The organism is Leptospira ryugenii, from assembly GCF_003114855.1.
GTDB lineage: Bacteria > Spirochaetota > Leptospiria > Leptospirales > Leptospiraceae > Leptospira_A > Leptospira_A ryugenii.
Genome location: NZ_BFBB01000008.1, coordinates 284,635 through 300,145, shown reverse-complemented (window position 1 = coordinate 300,145; position 15,511 = coordinate 284,635). Strand labels below are relative to the sequence as shown.

15 protein-coding genes and 1 pseudogene are annotated in these 15,511 nt (G+C 37.0%); 7 read left to right on the top strand and 9 right to left on the bottom strand.

Annotation, left to right across the window (positions count from 1 at the left end; all coding sequences use genetic code 11):
* Window positions 1–45 precede the first annotated feature (45 nt).
* Complete coding sequence (locus DI060_RS14060) at window positions 46–459, bottom strand: DUF1398 family protein (protein ID WP_108977596.1); 414 nt, start codon at window positions 457–459, stop codon at window positions 46–48.
* A gap of 119 nt (window positions 460–578) precedes the next feature.
* Window positions 579–1,130: a dihydrofolate reductase family protein gene (locus tag DI060_RS14055; RefSeq protein WP_108977595.1), complete on the bottom strand. Its 552-nt coding sequence runs from the start codon at window positions 1,128–1,130 to the stop codon at window positions 579–581.
* Between the two features lie 376 nt (window positions 1,131–1,506).
* Between DI060_RS14055 and DI060_RS14045 the strand changes: the two genes are divergently transcribed.
* Entirely contained in the window at window positions 1,507–3,540 is a 2,034-nt protein-coding gene (locus DI060_RS14045; protein WP_108977593.1) for a ferritin-like domain-containing protein, read from the top strand.
* Window positions 3,541–3,591: 51 nt separating this feature from the next.
* Here the strand turns inward: DI060_RS14045 and DI060_RS14040 are convergent, their stop codons facing one another.
* Window positions 3,592–4,446: an ankyrin repeat domain-containing protein gene (locus DI060_RS14040; RefSeq protein ID WP_108977592.1), complete on the bottom strand. Its 855-nt coding sequence runs from the start codon at window positions 4,444–4,446 to the stop codon at window positions 3,592–3,594.
* Window positions 4,447–4,611: 165 nt separating this feature from the next.
* Window positions 4,612–5,031: an inner membrane protein YiaA gene (yiaA, locus tag DI060_RS14035; protein ID WP_108977591.1), complete on the bottom strand. Its 420-nt coding sequence runs from the start codon at window positions 5,029–5,031 to the stop codon at window positions 4,612–4,614.
* A 1,756-nt stretch (window positions 5,032–6,787) separates the two neighbouring features.
* Here yiaA and DI060_RS14020 point away from each other — a divergent pair.
* On the top strand, window positions 6,788–7,936 hold the full coding sequence (locus tag DI060_RS14020; protein WP_135355060.1) for a hypothetical protein: 1,149 nt from the start codon (window positions 6,788–6,790) through the stop codon (window positions 7,934–7,936).
* Between the two features lie 67 nt (window positions 7,937–8,003).
* On the opposite strand, the pseudogene DI060_RS19370 reads toward DI060_RS14020, so the two are convergent.
* From DI060_RS19370 to DI060_RS19200, 5 genes and pseudogenes are all read right to left on the bottom strand, one after another.
* Window positions 8,004–8,165: pseudogene (locus DI060_RS19370) on the bottom strand (RHS repeat-associated core domain-containing protein); the annotation flags it as partial.
* A 178-nt stretch (window positions 8,166–8,343) separates the two neighbouring features.
* On the bottom strand, window positions 8,344–9,516 hold the full coding sequence (locus tag DI060_RS14010) for a Kelch repeat-containing protein (RefSeq protein WP_135355059.1): 1,173 nt from the start codon (window positions 9,514–9,516) through the stop codon (window positions 8,344–8,346).
* 527 nt (window positions 9,517–10,043) lie between these two features.
* On the bottom strand, window positions 10,044–10,658 hold the full coding sequence (locus tag DI060_RS14000) for a hypothetical protein (RefSeq protein WP_108977585.1): 615 nt from the start codon (window positions 10,656–10,658) through the stop codon (window positions 10,044–10,046).
* A complete protein-coding gene (locus tag DI060_RS19205; RefSeq protein ID WP_244594417.1) occupies window positions 10,642–11,103 on the bottom strand; it encodes a hypothetical protein in 462 nt (153 codons plus the stop codon). The genes DI060_RS14000 and DI060_RS19205 overlap by 17 nt, the downstream gene beginning before the upstream one ends.
* A 13-nt stretch (window positions 11,104–11,116) precedes the next feature.
* The gene (locus DI060_RS19200) at window positions 11,117–11,545 is read right to left on the bottom strand and encodes an RHS repeat-associated core domain-containing protein (protein WP_244594416.1); all 429 of its coding nucleotides are present in this window, start codon (window positions 11,543–11,545) and stop codon (window positions 11,117–11,119) included.
* 919 nt (window positions 11,546–12,464) lie between these two features.
* Here DI060_RS19200 and DI060_RS13985 point away from each other — a divergent pair.
* The 5 genes from DI060_RS13985 (at window position 12,465) to DI060_RS19330 (ending at window position 15,267) form a co-directional block, all read left to right on the top strand.
* Window positions 12,465–12,923, top strand: a complete 459-nt coding sequence (locus tag DI060_RS13985) for a MarR family winged helix-turn-helix transcriptional regulator (protein WP_108977583.1) — start codon at window positions 12,465–12,467, stop codon at window positions 12,921–12,923.
* 112 nt (window positions 12,924–13,035) lie between these two features.
* A complete protein-coding gene (locus DI060_RS13980; RefSeq protein WP_108977582.1) occupies window positions 13,036–13,584 on the top strand; it encodes a YbhB/YbcL family Raf kinase inhibitor-like protein in 549 nt (182 codons plus the stop codon).
* Between the two features lie 17 nt (window positions 13,585–13,601).
* Complete coding sequence (locus tag DI060_RS13975; protein ID WP_108977581.1) at window positions 13,602–14,417, top strand: dienelactone hydrolase family protein; 816 nt, start codon at window positions 13,602–13,604, stop codon at window positions 14,415–14,417.
* An 83-nt stretch (window positions 14,418–14,500) separates the two neighbouring features.
* Complete coding sequence (locus DI060_RS13970; RefSeq protein WP_209452051.1) at window positions 14,501–14,977, top strand: cupin domain-containing protein; 477 nt, start codon at window positions 14,501–14,503, stop codon at window positions 14,975–14,977.
* 8 nt (window positions 14,978–14,985) lie between these two features.
* Window positions 14,986–15,267, top strand: coding sequence for an antibiotic biosynthesis monooxygenase (locus DI060_RS19330; protein WP_108977579.1), 282 nt, complete (start codon window positions 14,986–14,988; stop codon window positions 15,265–15,267).
* Window positions 15,268–15,511 lie beyond the last annotated feature (244 nt).

The window sequence follows — 15,511 nt, the reverse complement described above, 5'->3', positions numbered from 1 at the left end:
TCTTTTTTGAGGCAAGTCGTATACTTCTCTAACCAAATAATTTCTTCATAAATGAACTTCTGGGTAATCCTCAATATAACTTTCGCCATTTGCCCCAAAGTAGCTTACTTTACGCTCTAAAAAGTTAACATCATAGCCTACTACACCGGCTTCCCATGTTTCCTTCAAAAATTCAAGAAAAGTACTTTCACCATTTTGGTCTTTGCGAATCGCTTTAATCAATTTCTCTTTCTGAAATATTGGAATTTCATGAATACCGGTTAAAATAGGAGTCCCTTGTTGGATAACACAACCACCTTGCATCCGATAAATGGATTGGCAAGAAGGTAAATTCCAGCGATTCATGATAACCCCGGCTTGACTTAATACTTCGGCGAGGACCGGAAATCCACCGACCTTTGGTCTGATGGACATTGCATGTTTTTGTGCTTCTGTAAGCCTTGTTACTAGGTTTGACATCCTTTGTTTCCTCTTTCGATTGGGTTTGTATTTAAATTGTGAAAGTCTTTTAGTTTGATCAAAATTCTTCTCAGTTCAGTTTGCACTGGTACGGATAGATTTGATACGAAAGTTATTATTTATGGCATATATCGAATGATCAGAGCGCCTGAGGAAAGTGAAAGGGTTTCGATTCTTTTTAGCGGAAGGCTAGGTATTCCTGTTTTGAAAAGTTTTCTTCCTCTACCTAGAAAAAGAGGAGCGATACAGAGTCGATATTCATCAAATAGTCCCGCTTTCATTAACGATGCTGATAAAATCCCGCTACCAAACACAAAGATATTTCCAGTTCCGCTGGTTTTCAATTTGGTAATCTCATTTTCTGCCTCACTAGTGATAGTAGAGTTTTTCCAATTGGCCTCTTTGATAGTGGTAGAACAGACAAGTTTTGGAAGATTGTTCATGAACTTGGAAATTTCTCCCTCATCCTCGGAAGCGTTCGTCCAATACTCGGCCATTCCTTTGTAAGTATTCGCACCAAAGACGAGATAATCAGCAGTTTTTAATTGACTAAGGCTAAAATCTTCCAATTCCTTACCCCATACATTTCCATGAAAGCTTAGGTCCCAAGGTTTTTCACCTTCGAAGTAACCATCCAATGTAAGCAAATTCCACATGATTAACTTTCTCATATTTTCCTCTCACGGTACGTAAAAATATAAACAACCGTTTTGATTTTGCAGCCTATCGGAGAATGATAAATAAACTTTTATTGGATTCGAAATTTTTTTCAACTCTACCATACTCATTTGTAAGCATAATGATAGTGGGAGATTTTCATTGACTCTAAGACTTACTTGTTGAAGTGAAAGAAGACTAAGCACAAAGAGCGCCATTCTGTCATCGTTTTCGCGTTCAAAAAAAGGGAAGATCTCCATTTCGAAAATACTCCCGAAATCATTTCTTCCTCCTTCCCTATATCTAAAAATACGAGTAGGATTAACCTTCTTCAAAAAAATCCTTTCCTTTCTTTGGAGCTATAGTAGAAAGAATACGAGTCCAAAGAACGTGAAACACCAAACCAGCTTTTCGATTGAATCTAGAATCCAACTTGCATCCGCACTTGCGGAAGCATCCGAAATCGAACACAATTTAATGTGTTTGTATTTGTATGCCATGTTCAGTTTAAAACGATCTTTGGACGAAGGTGTCTCGGAGAAGGAACTTATGGCCATCAATCGTTGGCGCAAAGTGATTTTAGGAATCGCTTTGGAAGAAATGAACCACTTGACACTAGTTTCAAATTTAATGTCTTCCATCGGTGGATCGCCAAATTTTATGCGTCCAAACTTTCCGACTTCACCTGGTCCTTATCCTGCGGGGATTGTTATCGAGCTTGCTCCATTTAACATGAGTACTATCGAACATTTTATCTACTTAGAAAGACCGAAAGATCTGAATTTAGCTGATGGCTCAGAATTCCTTCAAAAGTACAATTATACACGCGTATCTGAACGTGGTAGACTTATGCCAACTTCCGGTGATTATGATACAGTAGGAGCTCTTTACGAAAGCATCCGCTTAGGATTTGAGGATTTATCCAACTCTTTGGGCGAAAAGAACCTCTTTTGTGGCTCAAAGGACTTACAAATTGGTCCTTTGGACACAAGTTTGCCTGGTTTGACCTTGGTAACCTCCAAAGAAGAGGCTCTAAAGGCAATCGATACCATCATAACACAAGGAGAAGGCGCAACAGATGTTGAGGACTCTCATTTCCAGAAATTCATGGGTATTAAAACTGAGTATCTGGAATTGTTAAAAGAGAATCCTAAATTCGAACCAAGTCGGTCTGTTGCGAGAAATCCAGTGATGCGTAAGCCTATGGATCTAGAACCTAGGGTCTGGATAACGGATCCTTTGGCAGCGAAATTTTTAGATTTAGCGAACACATTGTATGTTTTGATGTTACGTGTTTTGGTTCAGGTTTATTCAATACCAGATCGAAACAAAAAAGCAAAGAAAATTCTATTGCAAGCATCTTATACTTTAATGAAAGGTATGACAAATACCGCCGAAGCCTTAACCTATTTAAAAGTTAGTGAGGAACGAAAAGAGCTCCTCGCCGGAATGAGTTTTGCAATGGTTCGGTCCTTGGCTCCTTTGGAAAGAGATACAGAAAAAATCTTACTCTTAGAAAGAGTACAAGAAATACTCTCTGGCGTTGAGAAGATGCAAATAGACCTCAGCCAAGAAACACTTCCCTCACATTTATTAGAAATTTGTTCCAAATCTCTACAAATCACCCAAAGAGATCTCGCCAATCTCAGAAATAGCCTTGAAGAGTTGCCAACGGACTTTGTGAATATTGCTGAGAAGGATAGATCATCTGCTATATCGACTCCAAAGATTGATCTTTTGCCAAGTAATGGAGCCCAGCCATCGCTCAGTACTCCAGTTTCTGAGTCGTCTGGAATCGAAATTTCTGAGACCGAATCTATCCGTTTGGAATTTGAAGGTAAAAAATGTATCCATTCAAGGCATTGTGTGACAGAACTTCCTTTGGTTTTTAAAGCAAATACTCCTGGGAAGTGGATCTTTGCTGAGAATGCTGACCCAAATGTATTGGCAATGGTAGCGAGAGAATGTCCCTCAGGTGCTATTCGATTTACTCGAAAAGATGGCGGAACTGAGGAGCCCTTGCCGGATGTAAATGTTATGCGGATCCGCGAAAATGGACCTTATGCCTTTTTAGGGGAATTGCAGATTGATGGTAAGCCCATGGGATACCGAGCCACTCTTTGTCGATGTGGTTTATCAAAGAACAAACCTTTTTGCGATGGAACGCATGCGGAAGAAAAGTTTGCCGCGACTGGTGAGCCAAATACCGTAGACAATACCGCTTTAGAGTCAAGAGCTGGTGTTTTAAAAATAGATAGGATACCAGATGGACCACTTTCGATCAAAGGAAACGTGGAGATTTGTTCAGGAACAGGACGAATTGTACTCAGAACAGAGGAAGTAAAACTTTGTCGCTGCGGACAATCTAAATCGAAGCCTATCTGTGATGGATCTCATATATCCTATGGTTTCCAAGACCATTGATTGCATTCCTAACATCGCATAAATATTTGATGTTAGGAAATCATTGTCTTGTTATTTTAAAGTTCCGGTTCTCTTTCTACGCATTAAATACCATTCATATAAATTTTGTCCGGTTTCCACCCAGACGAATTCCGCATAATGGTAGTAAGCTCCATCGGCAGCGTTGAACGTTAACGCAGAATAATTTTTGGGATTCTCGTATACACCCTTTGCAATCTCAGCTGACATTTCGGTCACGGCTCCAGTAGCAATGTGTTTATATTTCGTTAATATTTTACCATCCGTTGCTTTCGCATTTGCATCCGTAATTTCGAGCTTTTTCATTCCTTTAGATTGAAGGTATGAAAAAAATTCGGGCTTTCCTTGCGATTTTTTTGCTTCGGCGGACTCCCAAATGGCATTTTTCCCGGAACTATTGTAAACGTTCACCTTGGCACCTGCCTCTACCAAAACCTTTACCAAATCAAAATCCGATTTACGGACTGCATTCAATAGAGCCACGTCAAAGTCTGGCGCAAAAGTATATTCACGGTAACCCGCGATGTTTGGATTGGCTCCTTTCGCTAAAAGTAATTTAGCAATGGTTGCATTGGCTACGCGGTCAAGAGCAGTTCTTGCACCCCAACGAAATCTCATTCGGAAAGGTCCAATTTGATCCGTGTAATCACATTCCTTGGATCGGTTCTCGACTTTAGCTCCTTTTTCTAGAAGAAGTTGCACAAGGCCTTCATCACCTGCCATTGCTGCAATGGTGAGAGGGTGAAAACAGTCTGAACTATGGTTAACATCTGCACCATCTGCGATCATTTGTTTAGCTTTATCAAATTTTCGATCTTCAATGGTATAGGGCAAACTAGAGCAAGAGAAATGAGCTCCAAGCAAAATGAGAAGGATGAGTTTTTTCATTGTTTTATCATATAACAGAAGATAAAAAGACAAGAATTAATTTTTATATTGGGAAACTTCGTGAGAGTTTTTCAACAAATGTAACTTAATACTCTGGAGAGGATATTAGAGTTTCTAGATAACTTGTTCATACGAGAGGGCAAATTAGCAAACTAATATGTAGATTTACAACTGTTTGCTGGATTCCATATCTGCAAGACGTGCGTCGCGTACATTTTTTTGAACGGCTACAGCTGCATACATACTTAGAACAAATGAAATACCAAAGAATCCTTTTTCACTCATAGAAAGTTCCGCATTCCAAAGTCCAATTAAAAGAAGCAAGAGAGAGAGTATCACTGAAAACCAGCAAAGTCCAAAATAGATTCCAGTTACAAATAGCCCCTCAAGTTGGTCTCGGACTGTCTTCTGTAAAGATACAGAAGAAAAAAGTCCATACATCAGGATTGTAAGGTAAAATCCTTTTTCGCTGAGCATCATCTCAGAATTCCAAATGCCAATCATGAAAGTTCCCATACCGATGAGAAGGGAAAGCCAGGAAGCTCCTACGAATGCGACAGAAGGTTTGGAAACAGGAGTGGACATGCTGTCGGTTCTCTCTTGGAAAGCGTTTGTTGTCAACTCATTCTAAATTTTGTTAACGTTTCCTTTCTTTCTTGTGATTTTTTTTTGTTTTCTTGAGAATTTAAGAGTGAAAAGATTTATGATAATCTATTTGTTTAATTTGCTTTTACAAACATCTTTGATCTTTACTCAATGTTCAAGGATCTCAAGTTGGAAACAAGTTCTGAAAATCTCTCAAAAGTAGAATGTGATCTTCCAAAGTAGGATCGTTTTTGGAAGTCGATACCAAGTAAGGATGCTGGTTTTGATTCCGAGGCTCACTGTTGGTTGCTTAATCGTTCAAATTTAGAAATCGAGAACTTACATTCTTTGCTGATTGTAAAAAATGGAAATATTGTTGCTGAAATTTATGGTTTAGGATGTCGTAGACCACATAACAAGCGATATGGTTGACGTTTCACCTATGAAGAATAAAAAAAATTTTAGGCTAAAACTTACCATGGTGTCAGATCCGTTTCGAAAAATATAACCTCTCTTATTTTTGGAATTGCAAACGAAAAAATTCTCCTGCCATCTATCGATTCTACTGTTTGTTCCTTTCATCCAGAACTTTCTATCAATAAGGAAGTTCCACAAAATACAATAGCATGGAAGCAAAACTCCTCTTGGAATTTGGGAAGGAAATCAATGTCCAGACTGCTAGCTAGTCATTTTTTTAAACCTCCACCTCTTAAGAATTTGAAAGGAATTTTTAAAAGACAAAGCCTTCAGATCCAGAAGGAAAGCTTAATATTTGCGCACAATGTCCGGTAAAGGTGGGTATAGTTAAATTTTGTTATATGAGTTCCATACAAATCTGTCCCCAGAAACTCACCGTATGGTTTGTAAGTGGTGTGACTCTTTCCGCATCTTTTCCAGCAGTCTATGTTTAATAAGGAAAAAATAGATATCAACCTAAATTAAATAGATCAACTAAATGATTAGAGCTAATATCTATTAACCTACGAGAGTTAGATTTTGCTTTTGTGAAAAATTCTGCACACTATCGATACTTTTATAAATAACTGATATTTAACTGCAAGGTACAAAGCATCTATAGCATGCTTACACATATCTAGATAACGAAATTCTCTCTTATTGTTGGTTCAATTCCTTTTTTTATGGTTTATTTATGCATTTACGATAATCATTGATTTCTACTAAACAGATTTCAATAGCAAAAACTGGAGTAGCTCTTGACCCATCGGTTCTTTGAAGAAGACAAGCTTGCAATACTGATCCTTCTGCATCTTTAATACATGATGCTTCTCTCTGACTCTTACAATTCATTAACAAAAAGATATTTAATAATAGGAGCAATTTAGTCATCGTTTTAGAAAGTTTGCTGATAATCTTTATAATTTTCCGTTTCATTGATATTTCTACCGAGATACTACTAGGTAGCGAAGCGGCTTATAGCGTCACAAAAGAATCGACTAATGTTTTAAGAGAAACTAAATTTAACCTGTAGAATATTATTCTTACTTTTTTATTTTTATTTTACTTAAAGAGAATCTATTCAGTTAACCTACAATAACCCGACTTATCTAAATTTTTGGAAAACTAATTTATTTTGTGGCGACAATGGTGACGAGATCTTAGGGAGAATCAATAGCTGTCTTTTTTCCGGTCATGGATTTTCTAGAGATACTAAGAATCTTTAACGTAAAATAAAAATTCGGCTGTACTCCGCAAAGGGATAAAAGAAGAATTTCTATTGAAGGTAAATAAAAAATTTATGAACCAGTTGATACATAGTCTACTAATCCTTTTTGTCTTTTATTCCTCGCTTTCGGCTCAAGACAAACAAACTCCAGATTTGCAATCTGGAATTCCTGAAGACAATCCGAAGAATCTTCCGAAGGCAAACGATAAAAAACCAGAATTCGGTTTTAGTCAATCAGTGGCTAATGATGTGTACGTTTTGGGAAATAGTCTTTTCGGCGAGAAACTAAGCAGAAGAAACAACGAGTCATATAATTCTTTTTCACAGGGTCTGGTATTAGGTACCTTTGTAAATTTTTTCACTCCAATTCCTGGGTTTAGACTGAATCTCATAATGGCGAATCCCTTGATAGGACGTTCAAATACCGATAACGATTTTTTTTATCAATCTAGTTCTGGTGGCACCGATGAAACAAACAAGGTTTTGCAATCTATTCAATCTGGTCAGTTGACGTTTGATCCAAACCAGATTAAACCAAGAAAGGAAAAGAATGGACTCAGAGATTATTTCATAGGACAGATTCTTTATGAATGGAACACATCAATCGGGCAATTCTTCACCGGCTTCTTGATTGTGAATAGTGCGAATTATCCAACCAACGCAAGCCTATTCAATTATACTGTTGGATGGAAGCCTGGTTTTTTGGAGTATCTAAGGCCAGAATTAGTATCCAATTATAGAATCTCATCCGAGTCCAACGGACTCAATCAAGGAAACAGTCACCATAGAGCCACGCTAAGTCACGAATATGAATTGAACAAGGACTTCAAATTTATTCCAAGCATACAAGTTGGTTATCAATATTTTAATAACAATACCGATCGAAGATCTGGAGTAACAGATATCACCGCAAAACTACAGCTCAATTTTAGAGAAATGAATGTTAGCGTTAGCGACGTATATCGTCCAGATATATACCTCTTCGACAACGATCGAGTGTATCCGAAACCAAGTGGAATACAAGCGGATACTAATGCAGATGATGGAAAAGTAACAGATCCGTCTAAGATACATGGAACAGCAAATCAGACCGTCGCTTCAGCGATTCAATCTTTACCGTGGGATACCAATTCAAAGAATTATCTTCTCAATACCTATCAGCAACAACATATTACAAAACATCACTTCGTGATCAATCTCGGTTACGTTACTAAATTTTAAAAAATCTTCATTAACCGAGTTCTCAGGCATGTGCGCGGGTGTTTTTGACGAGTAACTTACCGGGAAATACCAATCCATCATTAGAAATAAATCTTCCAAAACCTGCATCATAAAATCTTGCCTTATAATAATAAAGTCCAGTTTCTAGATCTTCTTCCTGTCCCGTTTACTTAAATTTTATTATATCAGGACCATAAGAATCAGATCTCAATTTCTCAAAGTATGGTTTTTATGTTATATGACTCTTTCCGCATCTTTTCCAGCACTCTATGTTTCTTCTGAAACAGGAGTAGACTATTTTTGAAAAAAGGTAGTTAGATTTAATTTGAGACTTATAGAATGGAGGCCATTATATAAGGAGATAAAGCGACCATACTGAATGAATTTTTTACTAGATTTGAAATTAATTAAAATAATCTTGGAAATCGAATTGTTGCAGTCCTAGTTTTTAAGTCAACCGTTTCACAATCGTTATATAAAGAGTCTAAGGAATTGCCTCCGCATAATAAAAACTGTCCATCCGAAGTTAAATCTACTGTAGAGTAAATTCGAGGCTTAGTTAAATTAGTGAAATGAGAGAATCTTTTAGTTTCGATGTTAAAAAGTAAACAATCACTAAAGTGTTTCTTGGGTGAAATATTTCCGTTCACACCACCGCAAATTAATATTTCACTATTTGTTATTTTTTTTGCATTCACGTGTGCTCTTGGTTCCTCAAAATTTGCAACAATCTCCGACTCGTTCCGAGACTTATCAAAACGCTCAATAGAACGAAGGTATCGATCTTTATTTTTATCTCTATTTATTCCTCCTATAATGAATATATTATTATCATCAAAGTAGACGATAGAATGGTACGACCTAGATTCTTTAAGCTTTCCATTGCTGGAAATTGTTCGAAGACGTGCATTAAATAATTCAAGATCTTCAATTGTATCCGAAAAATTTTCACCTCCAATTCGTAAAACATCTCCATTACTCAACAATTGAGCTTTATGCCTATATCTTGCATAATTCAAAGTTCCTTTTTGTAGATTGATTCCCGATTGGGTATTAACCACTTGCCAAGAGTCACTGATTCTTTCTCTGACTCCTATGTTACCTCCAGCTAAAAAGACTTCGTTATTTTTCAATAGAGTTGCGGTGTGCCGACTTCTTTCTTCTACCATTGGAACAAAAATTGAAGATTTATTCTCTTTTGTATCATAAATTTCCGTTGTTGACATAGTATTATAGTCGGCTTTATCTCCCCCTGCAATGTAAATCAATCTATCGTCTATTGCAGTCATGCTAAAGCTTCCGCTCCTAGGCACAGATAAATTTGATTTTCGTTTTCCTTCGTCGTAAGAAAAACATGCCAAGTCAACATTCAAAAAGTTCGATGCTGAACCACCGCAAAGAAAGATATCACCGTTTGGCATCTGGGCGGAACCCATACGGCTAAAGCCGAGGTAGCTCTCTCTAATAATGACAAGTGAAAGAATGTCAATCGCTTCGCTCTGGTTTTTTGATTGGCTTTGTGAGTAATCGTAAATGAAGAAAGCAGGTATTACAATGAACAATTGGAATAATCTTTTCATTTTTTTATCATTTTGCCTTAACAAAATGTAATACCATGCAAAAGGATAAATGCCAAGCAATTATTTAAATATCAAAAATTTTCACAATTCTTGATCTCTTTATTAGTTTCCAGAAGCTTATAGAAACAAATTCCATATGCTAAGTTTCGAATGTCTCTAGCTTCAACTTCTGTCAATCCTACCGTGTTATTCGATACTTCTATATTTTTAATGCAAAGTTCTTCCACCGAATTTCTTAAATTATTTTTACAACCAGGATATCTGGAACAATTTTGTAAAAATACAATTGATGCTATCAGAATAAAATTAATTAGCCTTTTCATGTGTACTCTCGATTCATAACCCATTGCCAATGTTTCTAGGCATTTCAACCGTTGGCGTATTTTGAGGATTAGCGCACGGTTTTGGTGTAACATTATCATAATCTCCACCTCCGCATGTACTGAACACAATATGAAAATATTATAAAGTATCTATTGCTCAATCAATTTTTGCAGATTGCATAAGTCAAATACTACTTTGTGATCTTAATTACCATAATCAGCAATAAGTCTATCTATGAGTTGGTTAAGGATACTTTCCCTACAATGATCACCATAATCAAATCTTTCCCCTTCTTTATTATACTCTTTTATTGGCTTAGGTTGATATATATTATATTCCGTTTCGCAATAAAGTGTAAACAATCTTCTTTCAGAAATCAGCATTTCTGATGTTTCCCAAGTTGTATCGATTTTTTCCTTAACAATCTTTCCACCCAATATTAGAAAAACTCCTCCAGTCAGAAGCGACACTAAAAAATAATGAGGAATTACTTGTAATTTATGATCATATCTATTTAGTTTCAATTGAATATTCTTCTGTCGAATATTCTCTTTACTGATAGCTTTATAATTTATTCTTTTATTTGTTTCATATAGTAGTTTATTGCTTTCACTTTGTATGTCTTTTACTTCAAATTCAAATAATGTTTTATCGATCGTAATTATATTTGAAGTAGTTAATTGTCTAGAATCACCACTAAAGTGGTCAGGTTTAGATATTATTAAATCATATTCTAGGCTTCGGCACGAAGAGAACGTCAAAAAACAAGCTAAAAGAAATGCTTTTGATAAATTAACTGGCTCAGGATTTATGTCCATTATCACTTTCCTCATCTACTCCAAAATCACCTCCTACAGCGGAACTTGTAAATGTCATCGTCCCACTAACTATAAAAGAAACACCGATATGGATAAAAGGAGTGAATAAAAGAACAATTCCAATAGCAACTAACGTGACGCCAATAATCATACCTTGAACCTGTCCTGCAGTTAATTTCCCCATTTTATAACGATTTTCTTCAACATAGAACCTATTTGACCTGACAAATTTCCATCTATCCAATGTATTCGGTAAATTTTTAATATTGTTCTTAATTCTCGAAACAGCTCGATTTATAGCCATTGGAATAGCTCTCTTAAAAAATTTATCCACTGCATTGATTAATGGCTTGGGAAATCGAGAAATCAAGCCTCGCGATAGGTTATGACCCGATTTATCAGTAAAAAGCATCGGATTCCCTTCAACATACATTTTACGGTTCATCCGTTGTACTTTTCTATGGGAACACCATTCCATCATTAGAAATATATCTTCCAAGACCTGCATCATAAAATCTCGCCTTATAATAAAAGAGTCCAGTTTCTCGATCTTCTTCCTGTCCCGTATACTTAAATTTCGTAATATCTGGTCCATACGAATCTGTCCTCAGAATCTCACCGTAGGGTTTATAAGTGATGTGACTCTTTCCACCACGTTCACCACCAGCCAAAACATTTCCATTGCCATCCGTTATCATCGTTATGCTACCTAAATGGTCTGGATGATAAAAATACATACCTGTTATCCTTGTGCTACCAGACGAGGAAGAGCCTCCTCCCCCACCACTCGATGTCTCATTTGAAACGGAAGGCGTATTTGCAGGAACCCCATTTCCAATACCGAGAAGCCAAACAGGAGTTCCAGACTCACCTTCTCCAGCACCCATTAGCAATGGAAAACAACCTGCTGTTGTGGTGAAGGTGAAAATAACGATAATTAAACTTGTGCCATATCTCGGTAAAGATAATGCGTTAAACTTTTATTTATATAGATTCTGATAATGTTTCAATTCTATTTCACATTCAAGAATCATCTCTGAAAATTTGTCATCTAAAATAGGTTCATTACAATTATCTTTTCTAAATAATTGGCTTGAGAAGAACAAACATTGACCTGAATCTTTCACAATATATTGCCAGAGAAAGTAATTCGGTAAACGATTCGAAAATACATTCTTTTGGCAAAAAGCAATTTCACTAGATTCGGAATCATTTTTGAACTTTTGAATGGATACCCTTACTTCAGAATTTATATGGAATCCACTTTGTGTGCGATAAAATCTCCCAGACGTTTAATAGGCAAAACCAAAATAGATTACTTTGTCTCAATTCGACGGCCTACCCAAAAAAAAGCCATAATCCGATGGCTTGGTCTCTATTTGTCTCATCCAAAATTATGTCGAATTTTTTACGATTTTTTAGCGAAAATATATTCGCCTTTAAGCCGACTGGCTTCCTATAAAGGGCATTGTGTCGAGCATAGGGAACAACCATTCTGGATTTGGGGACTGGTTATTGGAAAAACTCATACCAATGTCCTATGTAGTAAATCATAAATTTTGTCTACGGGAAATAGATTTTAGAACTGTCCAAAAGAGAAAAAAAAAGAGGCATCAATAAAAAATACGGATCAGGCCAATAGAGGGAATTTTTTCCTATATTGGCAAATAATTCACCTCTTTTAAAAAAATCCAGATCAAGTCTCTGAACTATGAAAGAGAATGAATAAAATCTCAAGTTAGTGATAAAATTTTGTAGACCAAAACAGTGCATATACACTAAATAAGCAGCACGGTTAAATTCAAGATGAAATATTCGCAAAATGAGATAAAACGAATCGGACTCTCCTGCTTGAATATCAACTTGAGAAAAACCAGTAGACTGATTACCAATTATTATGACTCGATGCTCAAGCCATGTGGACTTCGTATTACTCAATTTACGGTTCTTGCTAGTATTGCCTACGAGGAAAATCAGAGTATAACCGATCTCTCGCGAGTAACAGATATCGATAGGACAACTTTACAGAGAAGTTTGGAAATATTAAAAAGAGATGGATTGATTTTGATGGAAAAAAAAATCTCAGGCAATGTCAGCTGTCTATCTCTTACGAAAAAAGGAGAACAGCTTTTAACAAAAGGGATAGAGCTGTGGAGAAAAGCTCAAGATGGAATCACTGAACTCATGGGTAAAACTGAATTCAAGCAGGTACTTAAAATGCTGTCAGATGTTAGAAAATTACCGAACTTACAAGAAGAGAATTAGGTTCTATTTCAATCTTTAGGTTGAGCCGCGTATAAATAGTGTATATGCACTATAATTTAGGGTTGCAACTTTCTGTGAAGAGAGGAAAATTAGTTATTATGAGGTTTATCAAATGAAGAATTTATTTTTGGTTTTTTTAATTGGATTTTCGATCAGCATATCTGCCGCAGATTTCCAAGTCACGAGTCCTACAATCAGTGAAGGTGGAACACTAAACAACAAACACGTATTCGATCAGTTTGGATGCAAAGGAGAGAACCTATCTCCATCACTTAAATGGACCAATGCGCCTCTCGGAACGAAAAGCTTTGCGGTTACTGTCTTTGATCTAGATGCACCAACGGGCAGCGGATGGTGGCATTGGACACTTGTAAATATTCCAGCAAACATTACTGAATTAAAAGAAGGAGCAAACAAGAAAAATCTTCCAAAAGGCGTTGTGGAAGGAAGGACAGATTTTGGTAAACCAGGGTTTGGTGGACCCTGCCCTCCCGCAGGAGACAAGCCGCACAGATATGTCTTCACAGTTTATGCATTAAAAACTGCTAAGTTAGATATTAATTCGGATTCTTCAGGCGCCTTAGTTGGATACAATATTGGTTTTACTTCACTAGCCAAGGCTAGCATTACCATCAATTACGGTCGCGTAATCGAAAAATAAGCGAGAAGGCGCAATATATGGTGAATTTCGAGCCTGACTCACTTGCTGATTTTAATATGGAGAGTTTTCATTTCGACGGTATTACAAAAAATGTATATATTTCGGGTGAGGGTCCAGCAGTCATTGTCATGCCCGAAATGCCAGGGATTAGTCCAGATGTTCTCCGTTTTGCGAGATGGGTTAGGGAAGCTGGATTCAGTGTATTTATACCTTCCCTGTTTGGAAAGGATGGAGCTGTGCCACTAGTTCGCGAAGGAATCGTTGTTTTTAAAAAAGCTTGCGTAAGTGCTGAGTTTCGAACTCTCGCATCCAGTGAATTTAGTCCGATTGTAGACTGGTTAAGGTCCCTAGCAAAATTTGCTCATCAGAGATCAGGTGGTTTGGGTGTAGGAGCAGTAGGGATGTGTTTTACTGGAAATTTTGCTTTGTCAATGATGCTTGAACCATCGATGTTAGCGCCGGTTATGTGCCAACCTTCTCTACCTCTAGATGATCCGTCTGGAATCAATTCAAGTTTTGAAGAGTTATTAAGAATAAGAGAAAGGTTAAACAAGGAAAATTTATCTGTTCTAGGTTACAGATTTGCTGGAGATTTTCACTGTAGAGCTGAAAGATTTTGTTCCTATAAAAGGGAATTGGGTGAACATTTTATTGACAGAGTTTTACCTGACACGGCGGCAAATCCATCTCCTCCGCCATTTTTTGAAAAGGTGATAGGCTCACCACATAGTGTAGTGACTGCGCATCTCATTGACGAGGCGGGTCAACCGACAATTAAAGCAAGAGATGAAATTTTGGAATTTTTGAGATCTAGATTAAAACAGGAAAGCTGATCAGGAATTTTGGTACGAGATGAAAATTACAGATTCATATTTTACTCTGATTCCAAATTAGTAGGAAACCAAGGAGCATTCCTATGAAAAAAACAATCCCGATTGCAGTCAAGGCTGATCAAATGCCACCACGTGTCAGAGCAACAAACTACCCAGAGCCATTCGCTTCACGGATGATAGGAAGGGAAAAAATACCATTAGGTGATCTGTTCGAATTAAGTAATTTTGGAGTAAACCTAACTCGTCTTGCACCGAACGGAATGTCAGCTCTGCGTCACTCACACAGCAAACAAGATGAGTTTATCTTTGTCTTTCAAGGATCACCTACCCTAATCACCGATGAGGGTCGTACATTGCTACTACCTGGTATGTGCGCGGGATTTAAAGCCGGAAACGGAAATGGTCATCATTTAATCAACGAAACATCGGAAGATGTAATTTATTTGGAAATCGGCGATAGGACACCAGGAGATGAAGGACATTATCCAGATGATGATCTCAAAGCCATGCTAGTAGACGGGCAATGGAAGTTTGTTCATAAAGATGGTTCCCCTTATTGAGGAAATTTATGATGTATGTGTTGATTGTTCATGAGGTCGCGTCCTATCCTGCTTGGAAACGAGTATTTGATGGAGCTTATGATATAAGGAAAAGGGCTGGAGAGATCAGCTATCAGTTGCTTCATGATGACCTTGACAGTAATAAAATTGTGCATATTTCGCAATGGTCTTCCCTCGAGAAGGCTAGGAATTTTTTCGAGTCACCGGAACTTAGTGATATAAGAAAGAGCGCCGGTGTCATTGCTCCAGAATTTCATTATTTGCATCAAATCGAAGCTAGAAGTTTATAATCTTTAAATTCCATTTTGCGATTAGATCAATTAGGAATACCCGAGAATTAGGAGAATCTAATGGAGATTTTTAGAATTGATGCGAAAAAACTAACTCCAAATCAATTTCCCGAATAGAGAAAAGGCTACGAGCAGTTCGTCTTCGGGAATCAGAATATAAGGCACTCTGGCAAAAACATTTTAATAATTTTATTGCCACTTACCCCGAAGGATTCGAATCCAAAATATATTCGCCTTTAAGCCG

What these genes read in the sequence shown, in the direction of transcription:
- DI060_RS14040 (WP_108977592.1), bottom strand. Translation starts at nt 4,446, where the DNA reads ATGAAAAAACTCATCCTTCTCATTTTGCTTGGAGCTCATTTCTCTTGC.
- DI060_RS14000 (WP_108977585.1), bottom strand. Translation starts at nt 10,658, where the DNA reads ATGGACATAAATCCTGAGCCAGTTAATTTATCAAAAGCATTTCTTTTA.
- DI060_RS19200 (WP_244594416.1), bottom strand. Translation starts at nt 11,545, where the DNA reads ATGGGTGCTGGAGAAGGTGAGTCTGGAACTCCTGTTTGGCTTCTCGGT.
- DI060_RS14060 (WP_108977596.1), bottom strand. Translation starts at nt 459, where the DNA reads ATGTCAAACCTAGTAACAAGGCTTACAGAAGCACAAAAACATGCAATG.
- DI060_RS13970 (WP_209452051.1), top strand. Translation starts at nt 14,501, where the DNA reads ATGAAAAAAACAATCCCGATTGCAGTCAAGGCTGATCAAATGCCACCA.
- DI060_RS14010 (WP_135355059.1), bottom strand. Translation starts at nt 9,516, where the DNA reads ATGAAAAGATTATTCCAATTGTTCATTGTAATACCTGCTTTCTTCATT.
- DI060_RS13985 (WP_108977583.1), top strand. Translation starts at nt 12,465, where the DNA reads ATGAAATATTCGCAAAATGAGATAAAACGAATCGGACTCTCCTGCTTG.
- yiaA (WP_108977591.1), bottom strand. Translation starts at nt 5,031, where the DNA reads ATGTCCACTCCTGTTTCCAAACCTTCTGTCGCATTCGTAGGAGCTTCC.
- DI060_RS19330 (WP_108977579.1), top strand. Translation starts at nt 14,986, where the DNA reads ATGATGTATGTGTTGATTGTTCATGAGGTCGCGTCCTATCCTGCTTGG.
- DI060_RS14020 (WP_135355060.1), top strand. Translation starts at nt 6,788, where the DNA reads ATGAACCAGTTGATACATAGTCTACTAATCCTTTTTGTCTTTTATTCC.
- DI060_RS13980 (WP_108977582.1), top strand. Translation starts at nt 13,036, where the DNA reads ATGAAGAATTTATTTTTGGTTTTTTTAATTGGATTTTCGATCAGCATA.
- DI060_RS13975 (WP_108977581.1), top strand. Translation starts at nt 13,602, where the DNA reads ATGGTGAATTTCGAGCCTGACTCACTTGCTGATTTTAATATGGAGAGT.
- DI060_RS19205 (WP_244594417.1), bottom strand. Translation starts at nt 11,103, where the DNA reads ATGAACCGTAAAATGTATGTTGAAGGGAATCCGATGCTTTTTACTGAT.
- DI060_RS14055 (WP_108977595.1), bottom strand. Translation starts at nt 1,130, where the DNA reads ATGAGAAAGTTAATCATGTGGAATTTGCTTACATTGGATGGTTACTTC.